Here is a 16,521-nt window from a genome sequence, read left to right as displayed (position 1 = left end):
TAGAAAATTTATTAAAGCCAGTCAGGATATCTAACTGTTATACAATTGCCATTATGTCAGCCCTAACTTCTGGTGCGATCGCCCAAATCCGTTACCTCCAGCGCCAAGCAGCATCCCTGCTGCTGTATCAATCGGTTTTCAAAAGCCCTGTCGGTCAAGCCTTTCTCGACTTGCTGCAAGCCCTCCACCACAGCGAAGTCAGCGGTTTGGAATGTCAGGTAGCTTACGGGAACTGGTTCAAACTTCAGGCTGCTAAAAATTTAAGCTGGAAAGATTCTTTGATTTCCGAAATTCTCAAAAACGAAAACCCCTTTTCACGCCGAGCACAGCAAACAGATTTTGCAAGTTTGCCCCCCGCTTTGGTGGAGGCCGCCCGACATGATTTAGAAGTGCTGCAAAATATTTACGAATGCAGCAGCGAACAGTTGAGCAAGTGGGTGCGGGTAGCGGGTCAACTTGACGCAGTGCCTCCGATTTGGCATTCAGAAAGTGTAGCAGAACAGGGAGAGTTGCCCCTGCACGGGAAACTGGAAAAATGGTCGAGCGCTACGGAATCTTTGGCAGCTTATTACCGACAGTTTGGCACGGGTTTGTTTGCCGAATATCGCGCTTTTGCGTGGCGGGAAGGGCAGTTGGCGACTATTTCGCATCCCGATCGCATAACTTTAAAAGAGTTAGTTTGCTGCGATTGGCAGCGGGATGCTCTGGTGAAAAATACGGAGTTTTTGCTGGCAGGTTATCCGGCTTTGCACGTTTTGCTGTACGGAAGCCGCGGTTCGGGCAAGTCTTCTTTGGTGAAGTCGCTATTAAATGAATTTGGATCTCGCAATCTGCGCTTGATTGAAGTATCTAAATCGGATTTGCAAGATTTGCCGCTAATTGTCGAGCAGTTGCGGGGAGTTCCTCAAAAGTTTATTATTTTTGTGGACGACCTTTCCTTTGAAGAAGATGACGATGCTTTTAAAGCTCTGAAAGTTGTTTTGGAAGGAAATGTCACTGCTCGCTCTCAAAATGTAGTAGTTTACGCCACATCTAACAGGCGGCATTTAATTCGAGAGTTTTTTGACGACAGGCCTCGCCCCCGCGACGGAGATGAAGTTCACGCTTGGGATACTGTGCAGGAAAAACTTTCATTTAGCGATCGATTTGGCTTAACTTTAACTTTTGAACCGGCCGATCAAAACACTTATTTAACAATTGTCCGACATCTGGCAGAGCTTGCTGGAATTAAACTCGCTCCCGATGATTTGGAGCACCGAGCTAAAGAATGGGCAACTCGTCGCAACGGGCGATCGGGCAGGACTGCGCGGCAGTTTGTTGATTTCCTGAAAGCAGATTTAGCCATTTTTCACAAGTAGATCGTCTGCGCTGGGAGGGCGGGTTTTAACTGAGATGTTACATCCTTCTCAATAAGTTTTTTAGGAACAGGCTTTTCGGCCTGTTCCACAATAAAATTCACTCTTTGTGGAACAGGCCGAAAAGCCTGTTCTTGAGAATGGTGCAAGATGTCAGTTTTACCTGAAATATGGGAAGGCAATTCAGGATCTGAATAAACCCGCCATTGCAGCGCCGAAGGGCGAAATAAAAATTCTTAATTTTTTCATAATTTTATTGATAATAAATAACTAACAAAATTTGATATAATTATCAAAATCTCCAAAGAAACCTCCAGAGCCAGAACCCATCCTGACTCCCTAAATCCACCACTAAATAAAGAGGAAAATATCATGGGTTTATTTGATAAAGTATCGCAGACTCGCCAAGAAACGGACGTAACGTTAGGGCCTGCTGAAGCATTTGCGGCGATCGCGCTAATTGCAGTAGCAGCAGACGGTTACATCAATGACAGCGAAAGTAAAGCGATTAGCATGACGCTATCTCGGATGCAACTGTTCCGCAGTTATCCCGATGACGTGATGAGAAAAATGCTCGATCGCCTGCTGATGATTCTGCAACGGCAAGGAGTTGAGGTACTGTTTAATGCTGCTTTGGCAACGCTTCCCGACGAACTTAAAGAAACCGTTTTTGCTGTCACAACTGATATCGCTTTAGCAGATGGCGAGGTTTCAGAAGAAGAAGAACAACTTTTGAACGATCTTTACAGTGCATTGGGGCTTTCCGAAGATATTGCCCTTAAGATTATAGACGTGATGTTGATTAAGAACAAAGGTTAAGAAATCAGGGGAAGGAGTGAGGAGGGCGAGTTTTACAATATAAAAAATTAGCGCCTACTTACTTAACTAATAACTTCTCCAAAAGTGCGGGTTTACGGATATGATGGTTGGTAAAATTGCGATCGAATTTGCGATCGCCTGCTATTACCTCAATGTCTTTCACTTACACCCGTACTGTTCGCTTTCAAGATACCGATGCTGCTGGAGTCGTTTACTTTGCTAACGTTTTGGCGATGTGCCACGAAGCTTACGAGGCATCTCTAGCAGCATCGGGAATCAATCTCAAAGCATTTTTCAGCAATTCCGAGGTTGCCTTTCCCATAATTCATGCTAGTGTAGATTTTTATCGCCCAATGTTTGCGGGCGATATGCTGACGATTCAATTGACACCCAAACAAGTTACTGGCGATGAATTTGAAATTGCCTATCAAGTATTTTCTGAGGAAGTTGCAGGAAGAAGCGCTGCTAAAGCTCTGACTAAGCACGTCTGCATCGATGCAGTGGGCAGAACTAGAAAACAGCTATCGGAAGACTTGATGGAGTGGATGAGGAAATTTGAGAGTTGATATCTGTGATTAGCTCTATCTTTAAATAATAGCAGGGTATGACAGTTAAATTTCTGTTTTGTTGATATTATTTCTGACTTTTTGATAGTATGTCAAATCGCAATTATGCCATTGTGGGCACGGGAGCTTTAGGCGGATTCTACGGTGCTAGACTGCAACAAGCAGGTTTAGAAGTCAATTTTTTACTACGCAGCGATTACGATCGGGTCAAAAAACAGGGTTTGATTGTCGAGTCTCCCGAAGGCGACTTCACCCTCCCCCACGTCCGCGCCTACCACGACGCGCACAAAATGCCTCAGTGCGACGTAGTAATTGTAGCGCTGAAAACAACTCAAAATCACTTGTTGCCCAAAATTTTGCCTCCTTTATTAAAGGATAACGGCGCGGTTTTAGTATTGCAAAACGGATTGAATGTCGAACCGGAAGTAGCTAAAATTGTTGGTGCAGAACGAGTGGTTGGCGGGCTGTGTTTTTTGTGTTCTTATAAAGTTGGGCCCGGTCACATCTGCCACCTAGATTACGGCACTATCACGCTGGGAGAATATGCCCAAGACTACAAAGCAATTGGTATTACTGATAGATTGCACCAAATTGCTAAGGATTTTAAACGTGCTCATATTCCTATTAAAATGAGCGAAGATTTGCTCTTGTCAAGGTGGAAAAAGCTGGTTTGGAATATTCCTTATAACGGGCTGTCTGTAGTGTTGGATGCGAGAACTGACGAACTGATGGCTAATCCCGATACTCTGATTTTAGTTAAGGAAATCATGGGGGAAGTGGTAGCGGCAGCCAAAAGTTGCGATCGCATTATTCCCGATGACTTTATCCCACATATGCTCGACTACACTGAGAAAATGAAGCCTTACCGCACCAGCATGAAAATCGATTATGATGAATCGCGGCCCCTGGAAGTTGAGGCGATTTTTGGTAATCCGATACGGGTGGCGCAGCAAGCAGGTATTAAGTTGCGGCAAATAGAGGTACTTTACCGAATGTTAAAGTTTATGGATTTTCAAAGGCAAGAAGCGGAGAGGACGAGAAGGCTATTAGGTTTGTCGTAATTAGTCAGTTGACAGTTGACTGTTGACAGTTGACAGTTGACAGTTGACTGTTGACTGTTGACTGTTGACTGTTGACTGTTGTTAGGAGTCGGAAATAAGCATGAGAAATTTTGCCTTCTGCATTGATTGCGATCGCCTAATAATTATTGATATTTTATCGCAATTTCTTGCAATTGTTCTCGATTAACTTTGCCTTGAGAATTGCGCGGCAATTGTTCGACGATTACCCAATATTTCGGTCGCTTAAACTTGCTCAACTTATCTTCTATTGCCGCTTGCAGATTTTTGACAGTAACTTCGGAATTAGCGGGAACGTAGATAGCCGTAACGACTTGACCCCAATCTTTGTCTGGCAAGCCAATTACAGCAATATCCGCAACTAAATTAGTCGATCGCACAACGGCTTCGACTTCCGCCGGAAATACATTTTCTCCGCCTGTGATAATTTTGTCGCTGCTGCGTCCGACTATATTTAAGCAGTTATTTTTATCAAAAAATCCCAAATCATCTAGTTGGAAGTATTGGCGATCGCCAAATTGTTCAGGATAATAACCCAACGCCAAAGATTTAGCATTTACCGCAATATTGCCGATTTTATTATAACACAAAATATCGCCTTTTGCACTGCGAATCGTTATTTTAGCATGGGGTAAAGTTTGACCGGAACTGTTATTGCCAGCGAGAAAATCTTCGGGTTTTAGTGTAGCAACTTGCGAGGCTGTTTCTGTCATGCCATAACTGGGCGCTAATTTAATTTGATAGTTTCTAGCTGTTTCTAAAAGTTCCGGCCAAGCGGGAGCACCGCCCAAAAGTACGGCCCGAAACCGTCCCAGCCAATTAGCTGTATCTGGGTTTTGCAACAGCCGTTGCAGTTGAGTTGGGACTAAAGAAATGAAAAATTCTTCTGGTTCTATATCGCATTTTTTGCCTGCTTCCAGTGCTTTGAAAGACCCAATTGCCAGTTTTCCCGCCGTCGTAAACGATCGCATGAATTGCATTAAACCGCTGACGTGGTATAATGGCAAAACGCAGAACGAGTTGATTTTGTCAACTTGAAAATATTGTTGAAAACCTTGTACTGATGCGGTTAGTGTTTCCCAAGTGTGGATGGCAAAACGGATTTTTCCTGAAGAACCGCCGGTGGGAATCATGATCGTATCAAAACCGCTTTTTGTCGGCGAATGGAATTCGCGGCTATACAAACGAAGTCCGCCTTCGCCGACTGGGATATGGGGATTGTTGGGAAGCGGGTATTGTCCCAAAATTAAGTCGGGTTGGACTAAATCAAAGACTTGTTGCCATTCTGGTTTTACCCAGTTGGGATTGCAGAGAAAAATCGGGCATTTGGCGGCGCGGGCGGCGGTGAAACTGGCCAGAAATTGCACGGGTTCTGGTTCTGCGATGCAAATTTTTAGGGGTGTTTTTTGTGCGGGATTTTGGGTGATTTCTTGAAATAGCCGATCGACAATTCGGGCAAATTCGCGACTGTCACAACCGATCAGCCAATTATCGGACAAGCTAGCCGCGATATCCAGGATATTTACTGTTAGATTTGTTGCCATAGATGCTTTCACCAAGTTTCTCGATTCAAAACAATTACAGGAGTTACGCACTCCGACAAAGAAACCGGGTTTTTTACCGAATTTGTCGGCTGCAACGGGTCTTTTCGTAAAAAACCCGGTTTCTGAACCCCAGGAGTAATCTAAAATCTAAAATCTAAAATCCAAAATCGAATGGTTGTCATCGAACCAGGAATCGGTGCCGAAGCCGAGTGCTCTCTTATTTAAAGACAATTCGGTTGCTAAATTTAAGGCTGCTTGTCGGCCGATTTCGGTTTCAAATACTGATGAGAAAACTGCATCTATATTGTGAGTTTGACAAAATTTTCGCAGTTGGGATGGGGAACCGCAGATCGCAGGTTTAATGACGAAAATGCCCCGCCAGCCTTGGCTGTAGCACTCTTGGATGCGATCGAGGTTGGCTGCAGATTCGTCTAGGGCGAGATCAGTTGCATAAATAGCATTCAATTCTACCATTTCCTGAAACTGTGTTACTGGCAGCGGCTGTTCCAAAAATTCAATGTCTGCGGAAAAGTCGGGAGTTGCTTTTACCTTGTCGCAAGCTTCCAGCCATGTTTCAGCCTGCGAGTAACTGAGTCCCCCGTTGGCATCTAACCGCAAAAATGCTTTTTCGCGATCGCACAAATTGTGCATTACTTGGATTAGCTGCTGAAAAATCTTTAATTCTTCCTCAATTGCAGCAACACCAATTTTCCATTTAAACGTGCGATATCCCTCTAACCAAAGTATTGGTAAAGCCTGCAAAGCTGTTTCACCTGCTGGCAATAAACCGCTGAACCGATTTTTTTCTTCCTCATTCCCCGCCTGTATCCATTGGTGACTGCTTAAGACTGAACCCGCAATCAATGTCGATTTTATGCGAAGTCTAGATCCCCCTAAATCCCCCTTAATAAGGGGGACTTTGAGAATATTTCTCCCCCCCTTTCTCGATTGGTGACTTCTTAAGACTGAACCCGCAATCAATGTCGATTTTAGGCGAACTCTAGATCCCCCTAAATCCCCCTTAATAAGGGGGACTTTGAGAATATTTCTTGTCCCCCCCTTAGTAGGGGCGGTGCCCCCGTGCCCGCCCTTGTTTAGGGGGGATCGAGAGTTTGATAGTGCTGACTCAAAGCCAAATTGACAAGCCGGCCATTCACCGGAAATAGCAAAAATCATCTCTGATGAAATATTACCTGACAACGAGTTACAAAAATCTAAAGCTTGCTCAAAACTTTCGGAACCAAACCAAATCAAAGGGGCAATTTCTCCCCAACCAATTTGATTATTTTCGCCAACAAGTCGCAGGATAATTCCCGATCGAATATCCCAGATGCCGTGACTTGTTCGCAAGGGGCGCTTAAATTTTCGCTGATAAGTGCGAAACTCGAATTGATAAAGCATTAGTTTTTTAGTTAATCATAAAATTGTCTCACAACCGCTCCCAACTTATCAATATTTTCAAAATGGATATTGTGGCCAGCTTTTGGTACAATTTCCAGAGTAGCGGCCGGACACAATTTGGCAATTTCGGTATTGATAGTTGTAAATTTATCATCATATTCTCCCGCTAGCAAGAGGATGGGAATTTGATTTTGTGCGAGTTTTTCCCAGAGAGAGGGCTGGTTGCCTGTTCCCATGTTGCGGAGGGATTTGGCTAATTCTAAGGGATTGTTTGCTAAGCGGCTTTCTATGAGTTTGTCGAAGTTGGGAGAGTTTTTTAAAGATTTGAATAAAGGGAGCTCGTACCAGTTTAATAAAAAATCTTTAATATTGCTATTTTCCAGCTTTTGTGCTATCTGTAAATCGGCTTGCCGGCGGTGCGATCGCTCTTTTTCTGTCTTCAATCCCGGAGAAGCTGACTCTAACACTACTTTCTCGAATCTTTCTGGAAAATGTAATGTCATGTAAAGTGCCAATCGCCCGCCCATTGAATAGCCCAACAACAAACATTTGTCTATTTGTAAATTATCTAATAAGTGTATCAATGCTTGGGCTGTATTTGATATATTGTAGCAACTTTCGTCGCCGCTGACTCTAGTTTTTCCGTGGCCTGGAAGGTCAACTGCTAGACAGCCATAATTTTTAGATAGTAAGGAAATGACGCTGCTAAAATCTTGAAAATTTCCCGTGAATCCATGCAAAAATAAAATTTTTTGCTGATTATTGCGGTCAGTTAAAAAATAGTGAAAGTGATAATTATTAAAATTGGCCATTTCCAAAATTAGTGAATCTACGTTATTGACTGATATCTGATTTCCGCATCAGCAACAGAGATGATTGCCCCAAAACGAGTGAGAAAGTCCATACCAAGAAGACCATCTATACGAAGATTTGGCGGTATATCGTGGGCAAACACGTCAAAATTTTCTATTAGTTGACCCACGCAATTAAACCAAGATACATTAATTACAGGAACATAGATTCTTCCTTGACCTGTAAAGATTTCTTGCCTGCGTAGAGGATTGCGCGTATCGTAACCCAAATCCTCTAATGTTTTAACTGGCAATACTGTGTAGCTGGCTCCTGTATCTACCAATAAACGCACCCGATATTCAGTAGCGTCACCATTATTTCCACCAATGGTTGCTTGCACCGCGAGCAAATTTCGTCCGTGACGCAACAAGCGATAAGCTTTTTGATAATCTGGCATTTTTGTTACAACATAGCTGCTAAGTCTTCAGGGATAGGGCCGGTGTATTCTATTGCCACCGATTTTCCCTTCCTTGACAAAGCATTATTGTAAAGCAAATCGCGCTCCGGTGAGTGTGCTAAAACTTCACCTCGAATTACATTCAAATCCTCATCCAGTTCAGTGTAAGCAATTAGCACCCACTCGCTAGGATATAAGTGGATGATTTCTTCTAGGCTGAGGATTTTGTCAATTTCTACTTGCGTACTCATGCTTTGATTCTCCTTTTTTACGATTCAATGTGAGGTACGGATTGCTGAATTAAAGAAGATTTTGAGAAGTCGCCCAACTCTGCCAACTCCCCCAACTCCCTCAGCTTAGCAAACCATACCTCCAGTTTACCGGAATTCTCGATCGCCCGATCTACAAACCAAAGCCCAACGCCAGCAGCAATCCGCTCGAAAAATGCAGCGTAACTGCGATAAACTTAGAGTTGCTGACCTTTGCCGGTTGGTCGTGATAGTCTGTGACATGGCGGCAAAGGTCGATCGCAAATGGCAAACTCCCAAAAATCAACAGCGTCCAAATTTGGAACATTCCCAAAGCCACAAATAGCACCGTCAAAGCATAAACGCTCCCGCACAACCACTGCAACAACTGGGCACCTTTCTTTGTACCGAGTCGCACAATCGGCGATTTTTTACCCGCCGCCAAATCATCCGCAATTTGATGAAAGTGGGAACAAAATAAGATGATACTCGTAGTAATTCCCACGATAACCGAAGCCGCCAAATTAGTGGCAGACCAAGTTTGAGTCTGACTATAATAAGCAGCGGCGAAGGCTAGCGGCCCAAAAGTGAAAAAGCAGATTATTTCCCCCAAACCCTGATAGCCAAGACGAAACGGAGGCCCTTGATAAGTGTAGCCCAGAGCACAGCATAAAACTACTAGCAAAATTACTGTTGGGTCTTTTTGCCACCAGCTTATGGCGCAGATTCCAGACACTCCGACTGCTAAAAACAGATTGGCCAGCCCGAAAATTAAAGCTTTATTTCCGGTTAAATTAACTAGGGAATGCGCTTTGTTTTTATCGATGCCTGTTTCCGAGTCAAATACATCATTGCTGAGATTCAGCCATGCTATAATCAAAATGGCTGACATTAAAAAAGTCGAAAAAATTGACGAATTAATCGTTTGAGTTTCGGCAAAAGCAACTGCTGTTCCTACTGAAATAGGAATCACCGCAACGCTGTACATGGGCGGCTTGATGGCCGCCAGCCACAATTTACTATTTGGACGTTCAATTAACTTTGTTGTCATTACACAAACTTGATGCAATTGATAGCAGCGTAGTAATTTTACAATTTTATTGGTGAAGAAACTCTACTCTGTATCTGGTTGAGTGCGCGGCGGGCATCCCTTGAGAGGCTTTGCGGGCGATCCCGCGCCCGGTAATGCCCGTCTGCAAACCTCTGCGAGGTCGATCGCATGAGAGTCGAAATTGAGTCGCTCAATCTTAAAGTTTTATGTCTAAATGTTTCGATCGATCGCGCGTTGGCGAAAGCGTTGCGATCCGAAGGAAAGCCCGCCCCTACGGGGGCTACGCCAACGAAGACGATCGTCTGTTTTTTGCCCCCCGCTGAGCCCAAACTTTCCGGGAAACTCGAAAGGTCATGTTTTGCGATCGCCCTCCCGTGCTTAGATCGAAATAGGGGTTCTAGCGGGACAAAACCGCACTCTTTCTGACAAATCTGCTATTCTCGCTTTCATGACAGTAATACCGCACCGCGCTAATCTTTTACAAGACCGCAATCAACTGCATCAGTTTCTGTTAGATTGCCAGCAGTCTTTAACCGAAAAAGATCAAACAAAAATAGTTAGTATTTCTCAGGAGATTGCCCCCGTCGATCCGCTAGTTGTACTTCAAGAGATTTCCGAACCTTGCCAGCGGCACTTTTACTTTGAAAAAAGAGACCCTATTTCCGGCAACAGTTTTGCGATCGCCGCCCTAGATTCGGCCATCCATTTAACAGTAGCCGGAAGCGATCGATTTACCCTCGCTCAAAATTTTATTCAATCTTGTCTTGCCCGAACAATTACCATCGGTACAGAACGCTTGCCCTTCAGCGGGCCGCACTTTTTTTGTAGCTTTGCTTTTTTCGATGAGAATGTCGCCACCAATTCTTACTTTCCCCCTGGCACCGTATTTTTACCAAAATGGCAGATTACTCGCCTGAAAGATAGCTGCATCATTGTTGCAAATGCCATCATTCACCGAGATTTAAATATTAAGATTATTACGGATAATATTTGGCAAAATTTCGATAAAATTGCGTCGATTTCTTACACCAAAATAACTTCTATTAGAAACAGTTCGATCTTTTTAAAACAAATCCCTGTGAACGATGCCACTCACTTTAAAACATCAGTCAAATCTGCTTTAAAATTGATTGAGTCTCAATATTTTAGTAAGATTGTTTTGTCCCAAGCAATAAATGTCATTTCCCAAACCCCTTTCAGTTTAATAGATTCCTTAAATAACTTGCGCCTTACTTATCCCGGTTGCTACGTATTTTCCACCAGTAACGGCCAAGGTCAAAATTTTATCGGTGCCAGTCCAGAACGGTTAATCAGCATTCACAAAAATGAATTAGTAACAGATGCCTTAGCTGGTTCGGCACCGAGGGGGAAAAATGAAGCGGAAGATGCGAATTTAGGCAAAGGTTTACTCAACAGCGAAAAGGATATTCGAGAACACCGAGTTGTAATTGATTTTATAGTCGATCGCCTGTCGAGTCTCGGTATCAATCCCGACTTTTCCCCGGTTCCCAGGCTGCTGCAACTGTCAAACATTCAGCATTTGTGGACACCCATAAGGGCTAGAATTCCCCGTGATATTCATTTATTAAAGATTTTATCCCAACTGCATCCAACGCCAGCGGTGGCGGGCGTACCGAGAGACATTGCCCTACAGCAAATTCGCGGCTGCGAAAGCTGCGATCGCTCTTTGTATGCAGCGCCCCTCGGCTGGATCGATCGCACCGGCAACGGCGAATTTGCCGTCGGCATTCGCTCGGCTTTAATCGATGGCGATCGGGCTATACTTTATGCTGGTGCTGGTATTGTGGCGGGTTCGGAACCCGAAAAAGAACTAGCAGAAATTCAGCTCAAATTGCAGGCACTTTTAAATGCTTTAGTTTAGCAATATATTAGAAAAATGATTGATTTTCGCAACACAAACACTCTCTGGTGTTCAATATTAGCAGAGACATTGCAGCGGTTGGGATTAACTACCGCCGTGATTTGTCCCGGTTCGCGATCGGCACCATTAACAATAGCTTTTGCCCTGAACAACAAAATAGAAACTATTCCCATACTTGACGAACGTTCAGCCAGCTTTTTTGCATTAGGAATTGCCAAAAAATCCCGTTTACCAACAGCACTAATTTGTACATCAGGAACCGCTGCCGCCAACTTTTATCCTGCGATAATAGAAGCCAGAGAAAGTCGAATTCCGCTGCTAATATTTACCGCCGATCGACCTCCCGAACTGCGGGACTGTCACGCCGGACAAGCGATCGACCAAGTGAAAATATACGGCAATTATCCGAACTGGCAAGCCGAATTAGCTATACCTTCTGCGTCCACAGGAATGCTAGACTATCTGCGGCAGACGGTAATGTATGCTTGGGAGCGATCGATCTTTCCAACACCCGGCCCCGTCCACCTAAACATCCCCTTTCGTGACCCGCTGGTACCCGTTCCAGACATAGCTGTAGAAGCTTTAGAAACACAATTTAATCCCGAAGATTTCTTTGCAGGATTAGAACCAATTTTTGCAGGAGAAAGCTCTATTGTGGGGCAGGCATCTTGCCTGCCAATTTCCAGAGACGGGCAAGATGCCCGTACCACAACAAGAGACGGGCAAGATGCCCGTACCACAATACAAGTTATTGACTCCATAATTCAAAAATGGCAACAATGCAGCAGAGGGATTATTATTGCAGGCGTTGCACAGCCTCAATTTGCCGAAAAATACTGTAGTGCGATCGGCCAAATTTCCAAATCCTTAAACTGGCCAGTTTTAGCAGAAGGACTATCCCCAGTCAGAAACCACGCCCAACTAAACCCCCATCTAATTTCCACCTACGATTTAATCCTGCGAAACCGCGAACTAGCAGATAAATTAACCCCAGAAATCGCCATTCAACTCGGAGACTTACCCACAAGCAAAGAACTGCGAAACTGGCTAGACAAAACCCAACCAAAACGCTACATAATCGACCCCAGCCACCACAACTTCGATCCCCTACACGGCCGAACAATTCACCTGCGAACCTCCCTAGAAAACCTCGCAACTAATCTCGCAACTATATTAACTCAAGTCCCCCCCCTGAACAAAGGCGAGTCAACTCTTGTCCCCCCCCTTATTAAGGGGGGGTTAGGGGGGGATCGAGCCCCTGCTACCACTAATATCCCCCCTCAAATCCCCCCCCTTAGCAAGGGCGAGTCAACTCAAATCCCCCCCCTAAACAAGGGCGAGTCAACTCTTGTCCCCCCCCTTAGCAAGGGGGGGTTAGGGGGGGTTCAAACCTCTCCCTCAAACGAATACCTCCAACTTTGGCACAACACCGAAATCCAAGTCAGACAAACAATAGACCAAAAAATAGCAACAATTAACAACATAATCGAGCCCAAAGTTTCCTGGCTGCTTTCCCAAATTTTGCCACCTGGAACACCGATATTTATTGCCAACAGTATGCCCGTCAGAGATGTAGAGTTTTTCTGGAAGCCGAACAACTTAGAAATCAAACCCTTTTTCAATCGCGGCGCTAACGGTATAGACGGCATATTATCAACAGCTTTGGGAGTTGCTCACCGCAATCAAAGCAGCATCATGCTAACAGGCGATTTAACACTTTTGCACGATACAAACGGTTTTTTAATTAAAAATAAATTTGTCGGTCATCTGACAATCATATTAATTAATAACAACGGCGGCGGAATTTTTGAAATGTTGCCCGTTGCCAAATTTGACCCGCCCTTTGAAGAGTTTTTTGCCACGCCGCAGCAGATAAATTTTGCTCAGTTGTGTGCAACTTATGGCGTGGAACACGAGGTAATTGAGGATTGGGAACAGTTCAAACAAAAATTAAGTTTGCTGCCAAATAGCGGGATTCGCGTCTTAGAATTGCAAACAGACAGGCGATCGGATGCTAAATGGCGGCAAGATAATTTAGGTAAATTTGCCAAAGGTTCGTAGTAAGGACTTTTGTCAATAAGCCTTTCGGGGGCGGGCTCTTCGGCCCAACCCCTACTCCCCACAAGCAGAAAATTCACACTTTGTGGAACAGGCATCTTGCCTGTTCTTGGGAATGCTGCAATATCTCAGTTTAGACGACGGGTTGAGCTAGCAGCGGATCTAACTGTCCTTCTGCATCGAGTTTGTGAATGTCATCGCAGCCGCCTACGTGTTGGTTATTAATGAAAATTTGGGGTACGCTGCGGCGTCCGTTAGCGCGATCGGCCATTGCCTTTCTAGCTGCTTCGTCGCCATCAATTTTGTATTCCGTGAAATTTACGCCTTTCCACCACAGCAATGTTTTGGCGCGGATGCAGTAGGGACAGGTTTGCCAAGTATAGATTTCCACATTGGCTTTGATGCGATCGGGCTTGCGGCCCAAGATGGGATTGAGAAAATCAAGCATTTTCAGTACGGGGGTAAGGGTGGAACTCATTTAGAAATCATACCCAATGTATAAATGCCGCTGGTATGGGCGCATCTGCCAGAGGTGGGTTTTAAGCTGTCGGGCGATCGCCCTGTGACCGAAATCACAACTTGACTCTACTCGGATCACTTGCTTTCACCCCTGACAATCACCTTCGCGCCCTCATTAATATCACCGATCTTTTGAGGAAACCAGAAGATGATAAATATATCGAATTCAACCGCACTGCCATGAACCCCTCACAACTCCTGCCCGGCGCTATCTCTGAAATCCTCGCTTCTGTAACGGATACAGGCGTTTTGACTCTGGCGGATCGCTACGGTTTGATGGCCGCCACCTTCGACGACTCTCTGAATGATGAAGACAGAGGCTGTGTCAACCGCTTGTTGCGGGCGGTGCTCAGAGGCCGAGTCCAAGTAGTCAACGAACTTTCAGCAGCATTCTAATCGGGGTTTGAAGTTTTGTTCTGAAGGCAAGGTGAGTCAGCGGTAGATAAAAATAGTGGAAACTCAGGCAGGAGTTGAAACAGCAGTAATTTGAATTCGATTTAAAGTTTTCTCCTCTAACTCAACAACGGTTTTTTTGTCAAAGCAGCCTTTACAGGCTGCTTTTTTTTTGATTTAATCGCGGATTTCCAGGTTGTACTGGCGGCAGAGGTCGATCAGTTCTTGTTGGAATCGATCGCGCACATTCTGGGGCGAGACAATCACGCAGTCTTTGCCGTACCGCAGCACATCTCGGAACAGCCAGAATCGGCTGGATACCCGCTTCACTACATGGCGCACGTCTCCCACCATTTCATTTTCCACATCTTCATCCGGTTTGAATTCATAGTTTCCAGCCAATCCCCTTGAAAAGTGTAAGTGTACTTCCAGATAGTCTATGGTTTCGCGCCAATTTTCACTGGCAGGTAGCAAGTTAACAATCTTGTCCAAACGCAAACACCGATTGTGAGCTAATTCCGGGATTTCTCTGGGATCGGCATCGTCGCACCAGATTTCTAGGTACAGGCGCTTGTCGTAGAGGCGAATTTTGGCACTGCGGGCAGTAAATTCGCTCAATTTGTCTTTGCCTGACTGGTAAAACAGCCTGAACGGTTGGCGATCGTCAATCAGTTGATTGAGTCGAAGCCGCCACGCTTCGGCAGTTTGGTTGACTTGTTCGAGCAACTTTTGCCGGAAAGGGGTTTCCAGATTGGCTTTGTCCAAAAGTAATGCCATGACGATCTGGGCGGCTTCGACTTCGCCAGAGTCGTTGAGGAATTTGACGGCTTTGTTCAAGGATTGTACCTGCACTGAATTGAGGGTAAAGGGTTCGCCCACTTCGATTTTTTGTTGGGCGATCGCGACCAGTAACCCAGACACGCTGGGACTTTTGCCCCATTTGATACCGAGGCGAAGGGCGATCGCCTCTAGCTGTTCCTTGGTTCCGGTCGGAATTGAAAGTGTAATTGTCTCTTTTTTGCGGGGCATTAAATAAATTGTAATTGCACACTTGACAGATTGGGTTTTCAATGTAAATATTATTTTAGTGCAAGTACAAACATCCCAGAGATAACGAAGGCTATAAATTTCAGTCCTGGACGCATGGTAGTCAGAAACCGGGTTTTTTTACGAAAAGACGCGTTCTACCCGACAGTTCGAGTATAAAAACCCGGTTTCTTTGGTTTTATGCGTTCAGGACTGAATTTGAGAAACGTCGCCTGAGCCTGCAGTAGCACGAAACCGATTGTTGCTGAACGTCAATAATAGGGTGTAAGGCTATTTTGTCAGGGGATTGGAGGGAATTTTTCTCCTTCTACCCCTGTAAAGATAGAGTGCTAGAGACAATTTATTATGACTAGAAAAATTTATCTGTCCTAGTCGTCGAATTTGTTTACCCTACAAAAGTTAACCATGCTCCAAATTTCCCCAACGCTGACTGAACTTCAGGAAATTGCTTCACAACTTCCCGAACAAATTCCTTACCTCAAAATGCTAATTCTCTTTGGTTCTCGTGCCAGATGCGATACTCACCCAAAAAGTGATTGGGATTTTGCCGCACTTTACGATGAAAAGCTTAGGGAAGAATATTGCCAAGACCGGGGATTTTCTTGGTTTGAAGTTCCAGGAATTTTGGGTCAAGTTTTTGGAATCAATAGTGATGAAATTGATGTTGTGGAATTACATCGCTGTTCGTCGCTAATTGCTCATTTTGTGGCGCGAGATGGAATTTTAATCTACGAAAGAGAATCAGATCAATTTGAAGCTTTTAAACAACAATGTTTGATGACTGATGCAGAATTAGAAGTGCTGCGTCAGAATCTGCGACAAAAAATCGAGATTGCATTGCAAAGGAGGGGAGTATGAAGGAGATTGAGCCTGCGATCGTCTTAGCTAAGCTGGATTTTATGACAGACTATCTAGAGAGTTTAAGTTCTTTTGAGTCAATTTCTTTAGAAGAATATCTTAGCGATCGGGGAAAGCAGTTAATTATAGAACGATTGTTGCAACTGATTATTCAAGTTGCAATTGATGTCAATCGATATTTGCTCAAGCGATTAGAAGTCCAGCAACCGAATAGCAACTTTGATGTTTTTATAGAAGTTAGCAACTGTGGCATTATAACAGCGGAGTTAGCTAAAATCCTATCTCAATCCGGTGTTTTGCGTAACCGCTTGGTACATCTGTATGATGCAATCGATCCTGTAAAAGTGCATCAATCGATCGATATTGTATTGCATAAATACCCGATTTATCAACGGCAAGTCACTACTTATCTAGATTCTATTCGAGACAATAATAGATCGGGAATAGATTAA

The 16,521-nt window shown here is 44.4% G+C and carries 17 protein-coding genes; 9 read left to right on the top strand and 8 right to left on the bottom strand.

The genetic code is table 11. The features are described from left to right. Positions 1 to 53 precede the first annotated feature (53 nt). From QUB04_RS09740 to QUB04_RS09725, 4 genes are all read left to right on the top strand, one after another. Positions 54 to 1,358 carry an ATP-binding protein gene (locus QUB04_RS09740; protein WP_333283711.1) on the top strand — a complete coding sequence of 435 codons (1,305 nt, stop codon included), beginning with the start codon at positions 54 to 56 and terminating at the stop codon, positions 1,356 to 1,358. Positions 1,359 to 1,727: 369 nt separating this feature from the next. After that, positions 1,728 to 2,174 carry a tellurite resistance TerB family protein gene (locus QUB04_RS09735; protein WP_190739853.1) on the top strand — a complete coding sequence of 149 codons (447 nt, stop codon included), beginning with the start codon at positions 1,728 to 1,730 and terminating at the stop codon, positions 2,172 to 2,174. 152 nt (positions 2,175 to 2,326) lie between these two features. Continuing rightward, a complete protein-coding gene (locus tag QUB04_RS09730) occupies positions 2,327 to 2,740 on the top strand; it encodes a thioesterase family protein (protein ID WP_333283709.1) in 414 nt (137 codons plus the stop codon). A gap of 89 nt (positions 2,741 to 2,829) precedes the next feature. Further along, a complete protein-coding gene (locus QUB04_RS09725) occupies positions 2,830 to 3,801 on the top strand; it encodes a putative 2-dehydropantoate 2-reductase (protein ID WP_333283707.1) in 972 nt (323 codons plus the stop codon). Between the two features lie 143 nt (positions 3,802 to 3,944). Here QUB04_RS09725 and QUB04_RS09720 read toward each other — a convergent pair whose 3' ends face one another. The 6 genes from QUB04_RS09720 to menA form a co-directional block, all read right to left on the bottom strand. Further along, positions 3,945 to 5,363 carry a 2-succinylbenzoate--CoA ligase gene (locus QUB04_RS09720; protein ID WP_333283705.1) on the bottom strand — a complete coding sequence of 473 codons (1,419 nt, stop codon included), beginning with the start codon at positions 5,361 to 5,363 and terminating at the stop codon, positions 3,945 to 3,947. A gap of 147 nt (positions 5,364 to 5,510) precedes the next feature. Then, the gene (locus QUB04_RS09715; RefSeq protein ID WP_333283703.1) at positions 5,511 to 6,764 is read right to left on the bottom strand and encodes an o-succinylbenzoate synthase; all 1,254 of its coding nucleotides are present in this window, start codon (positions 6,762 to 6,764) and stop codon (positions 5,511 to 5,513) included. Positions 6,765 to 6,775: 11 nt separating this feature from the next. Next, complete coding sequence (gene menH / locus QUB04_RS09710; RefSeq protein WP_333283701.1) at positions 6,776 to 7,576, bottom strand: 2-succinyl-6-hydroxy-2,4-cyclohexadiene-1-carboxylate synthase; 801 nt, start codon at positions 7,574 to 7,576, stop codon at positions 6,776 to 6,778. A gap of 17 nt (positions 7,577 to 7,593) precedes the next feature. After that, positions 7,594 to 8,013 carry a retropepsin-like aspartic protease gene (locus QUB04_RS09705; protein ID WP_333283699.1) on the bottom strand — a complete coding sequence of 140 codons (420 nt, stop codon included), beginning with the start codon at positions 8,011 to 8,013 and terminating at the stop codon, positions 7,594 to 7,596. A 5-nt stretch (positions 8,014 to 8,018) separates the two neighbouring features. Beyond that, positions 8,019 to 8,264 (bottom strand): hypothetical protein, encoded by a 246-nt coding sequence (locus QUB04_RS09700; protein ID WP_333283696.1) that lies wholly within the window; start codon positions 8,262 to 8,264, stop codon positions 8,019 to 8,021. A gap of 151 nt (positions 8,265 to 8,415) precedes the next feature. Further along, positions 8,416 to 9,312, bottom strand: a complete 897-nt coding sequence (gene menA, locus QUB04_RS09695) for a 2-carboxy-1,4-naphthoquinone phytyltransferase (RefSeq protein WP_333283694.1) — start codon at positions 9,310 to 9,312, stop codon at positions 8,416 to 8,418. Between the two features lie 448 nt (positions 9,313 to 9,760). On the opposite strand from menA, the gene QUB04_RS09690 reads away from it, so the two are divergent. Beyond that, complete coding sequence (locus QUB04_RS09690) at positions 9,761 to 11,194, top strand: isochorismate synthase (RefSeq protein ID WP_333283692.1); 1,434 nt, start codon at positions 9,761 to 9,763, stop codon at positions 11,192 to 11,194. A 15-nt stretch (positions 11,195 to 11,209) separates the two neighbouring features. Then, entirely contained in the window at positions 11,210 to 13,255 is a 2,046-nt protein-coding gene (menD, locus tag QUB04_RS09685; protein WP_333283690.1) for a 2-succinyl-5-enolpyruvyl-6-hydroxy-3-cyclohexene-1-carboxylic-acid synthase, read from the top strand. A 130-nt stretch (positions 13,256 to 13,385) separates the two neighbouring features. Here menD and grxC read toward each other — a convergent pair whose 3' ends face one another. Beyond that, the gene (grxC, locus tag QUB04_RS09680) at positions 13,386 to 13,700 is read right to left on the bottom strand and encodes a glutaredoxin 3 (protein ID WP_333283810.1); all 315 of its coding nucleotides are present in this window, start codon (positions 13,698 to 13,700) and stop codon (positions 13,386 to 13,388) included. Between the two features lie 251 nt (positions 13,701 to 13,951). On the opposite strand from grxC, the gene QUB04_RS09675 reads away from it, so the two are divergent. Beyond that, on the top strand, positions 13,952 to 14,167 hold the full coding sequence (locus QUB04_RS09675; protein ID WP_333165316.1) for a hypothetical protein: 216 nt from the start codon (positions 13,952 to 13,954) through the stop codon (positions 14,165 to 14,167). 174 nt (positions 14,168 to 14,341) lie between these two features. Here QUB04_RS09675 and QUB04_RS09670 read toward each other — a convergent pair whose 3' ends face one another. Next, on the bottom strand, positions 14,342 to 15,193 hold the full coding sequence (locus QUB04_RS09670; RefSeq protein WP_333283688.1) for a WYL domain-containing protein: 852 nt from the start codon (positions 15,191 to 15,193) through the stop codon (positions 14,342 to 14,344). 423 nt (positions 15,194 to 15,616) lie between these two features. Between QUB04_RS09670 and mntA the strand changes: the two genes are divergently transcribed. Both mntA and hepT read left to right on the top strand, forming a co-directional pair. Then, on the top strand, positions 15,617 to 16,069 hold the full coding sequence (gene mntA / locus QUB04_RS09665) for a type VII toxin-antitoxin system MntA family adenylyltransferase antitoxin (RefSeq protein WP_333283686.1): 453 nt from the start codon (positions 15,617 to 15,619) through the stop codon (positions 16,067 to 16,069). Beyond that, positions 16,066 to 16,521: a type VII toxin-antitoxin system HepT family RNase toxin gene (gene hepT, locus QUB04_RS09660; protein ID WP_333283684.1), complete on the top strand. Its 456-nt coding sequence runs from the start codon at positions 16,066 to 16,068 to the stop codon at positions 16,519 to 16,521. Before mntA ends, hepT begins: the two co-directional genes overlap by 4 nt.

Origin of the sequence: Microcoleus sp. D2_18a_B4 (assembly GCF_036702475.1) — a bacterium.
Classification (GTDB): domain Bacteria; phylum Cyanobacteriota; class Cyanobacteriia; order Cyanobacteriales; family Microcoleaceae; genus Microcoleus.
The sequence above is the reverse complement of the archived record's forward strand: the minus strand, read 5'-3'. Positions and strand labels throughout refer to the sequence as shown.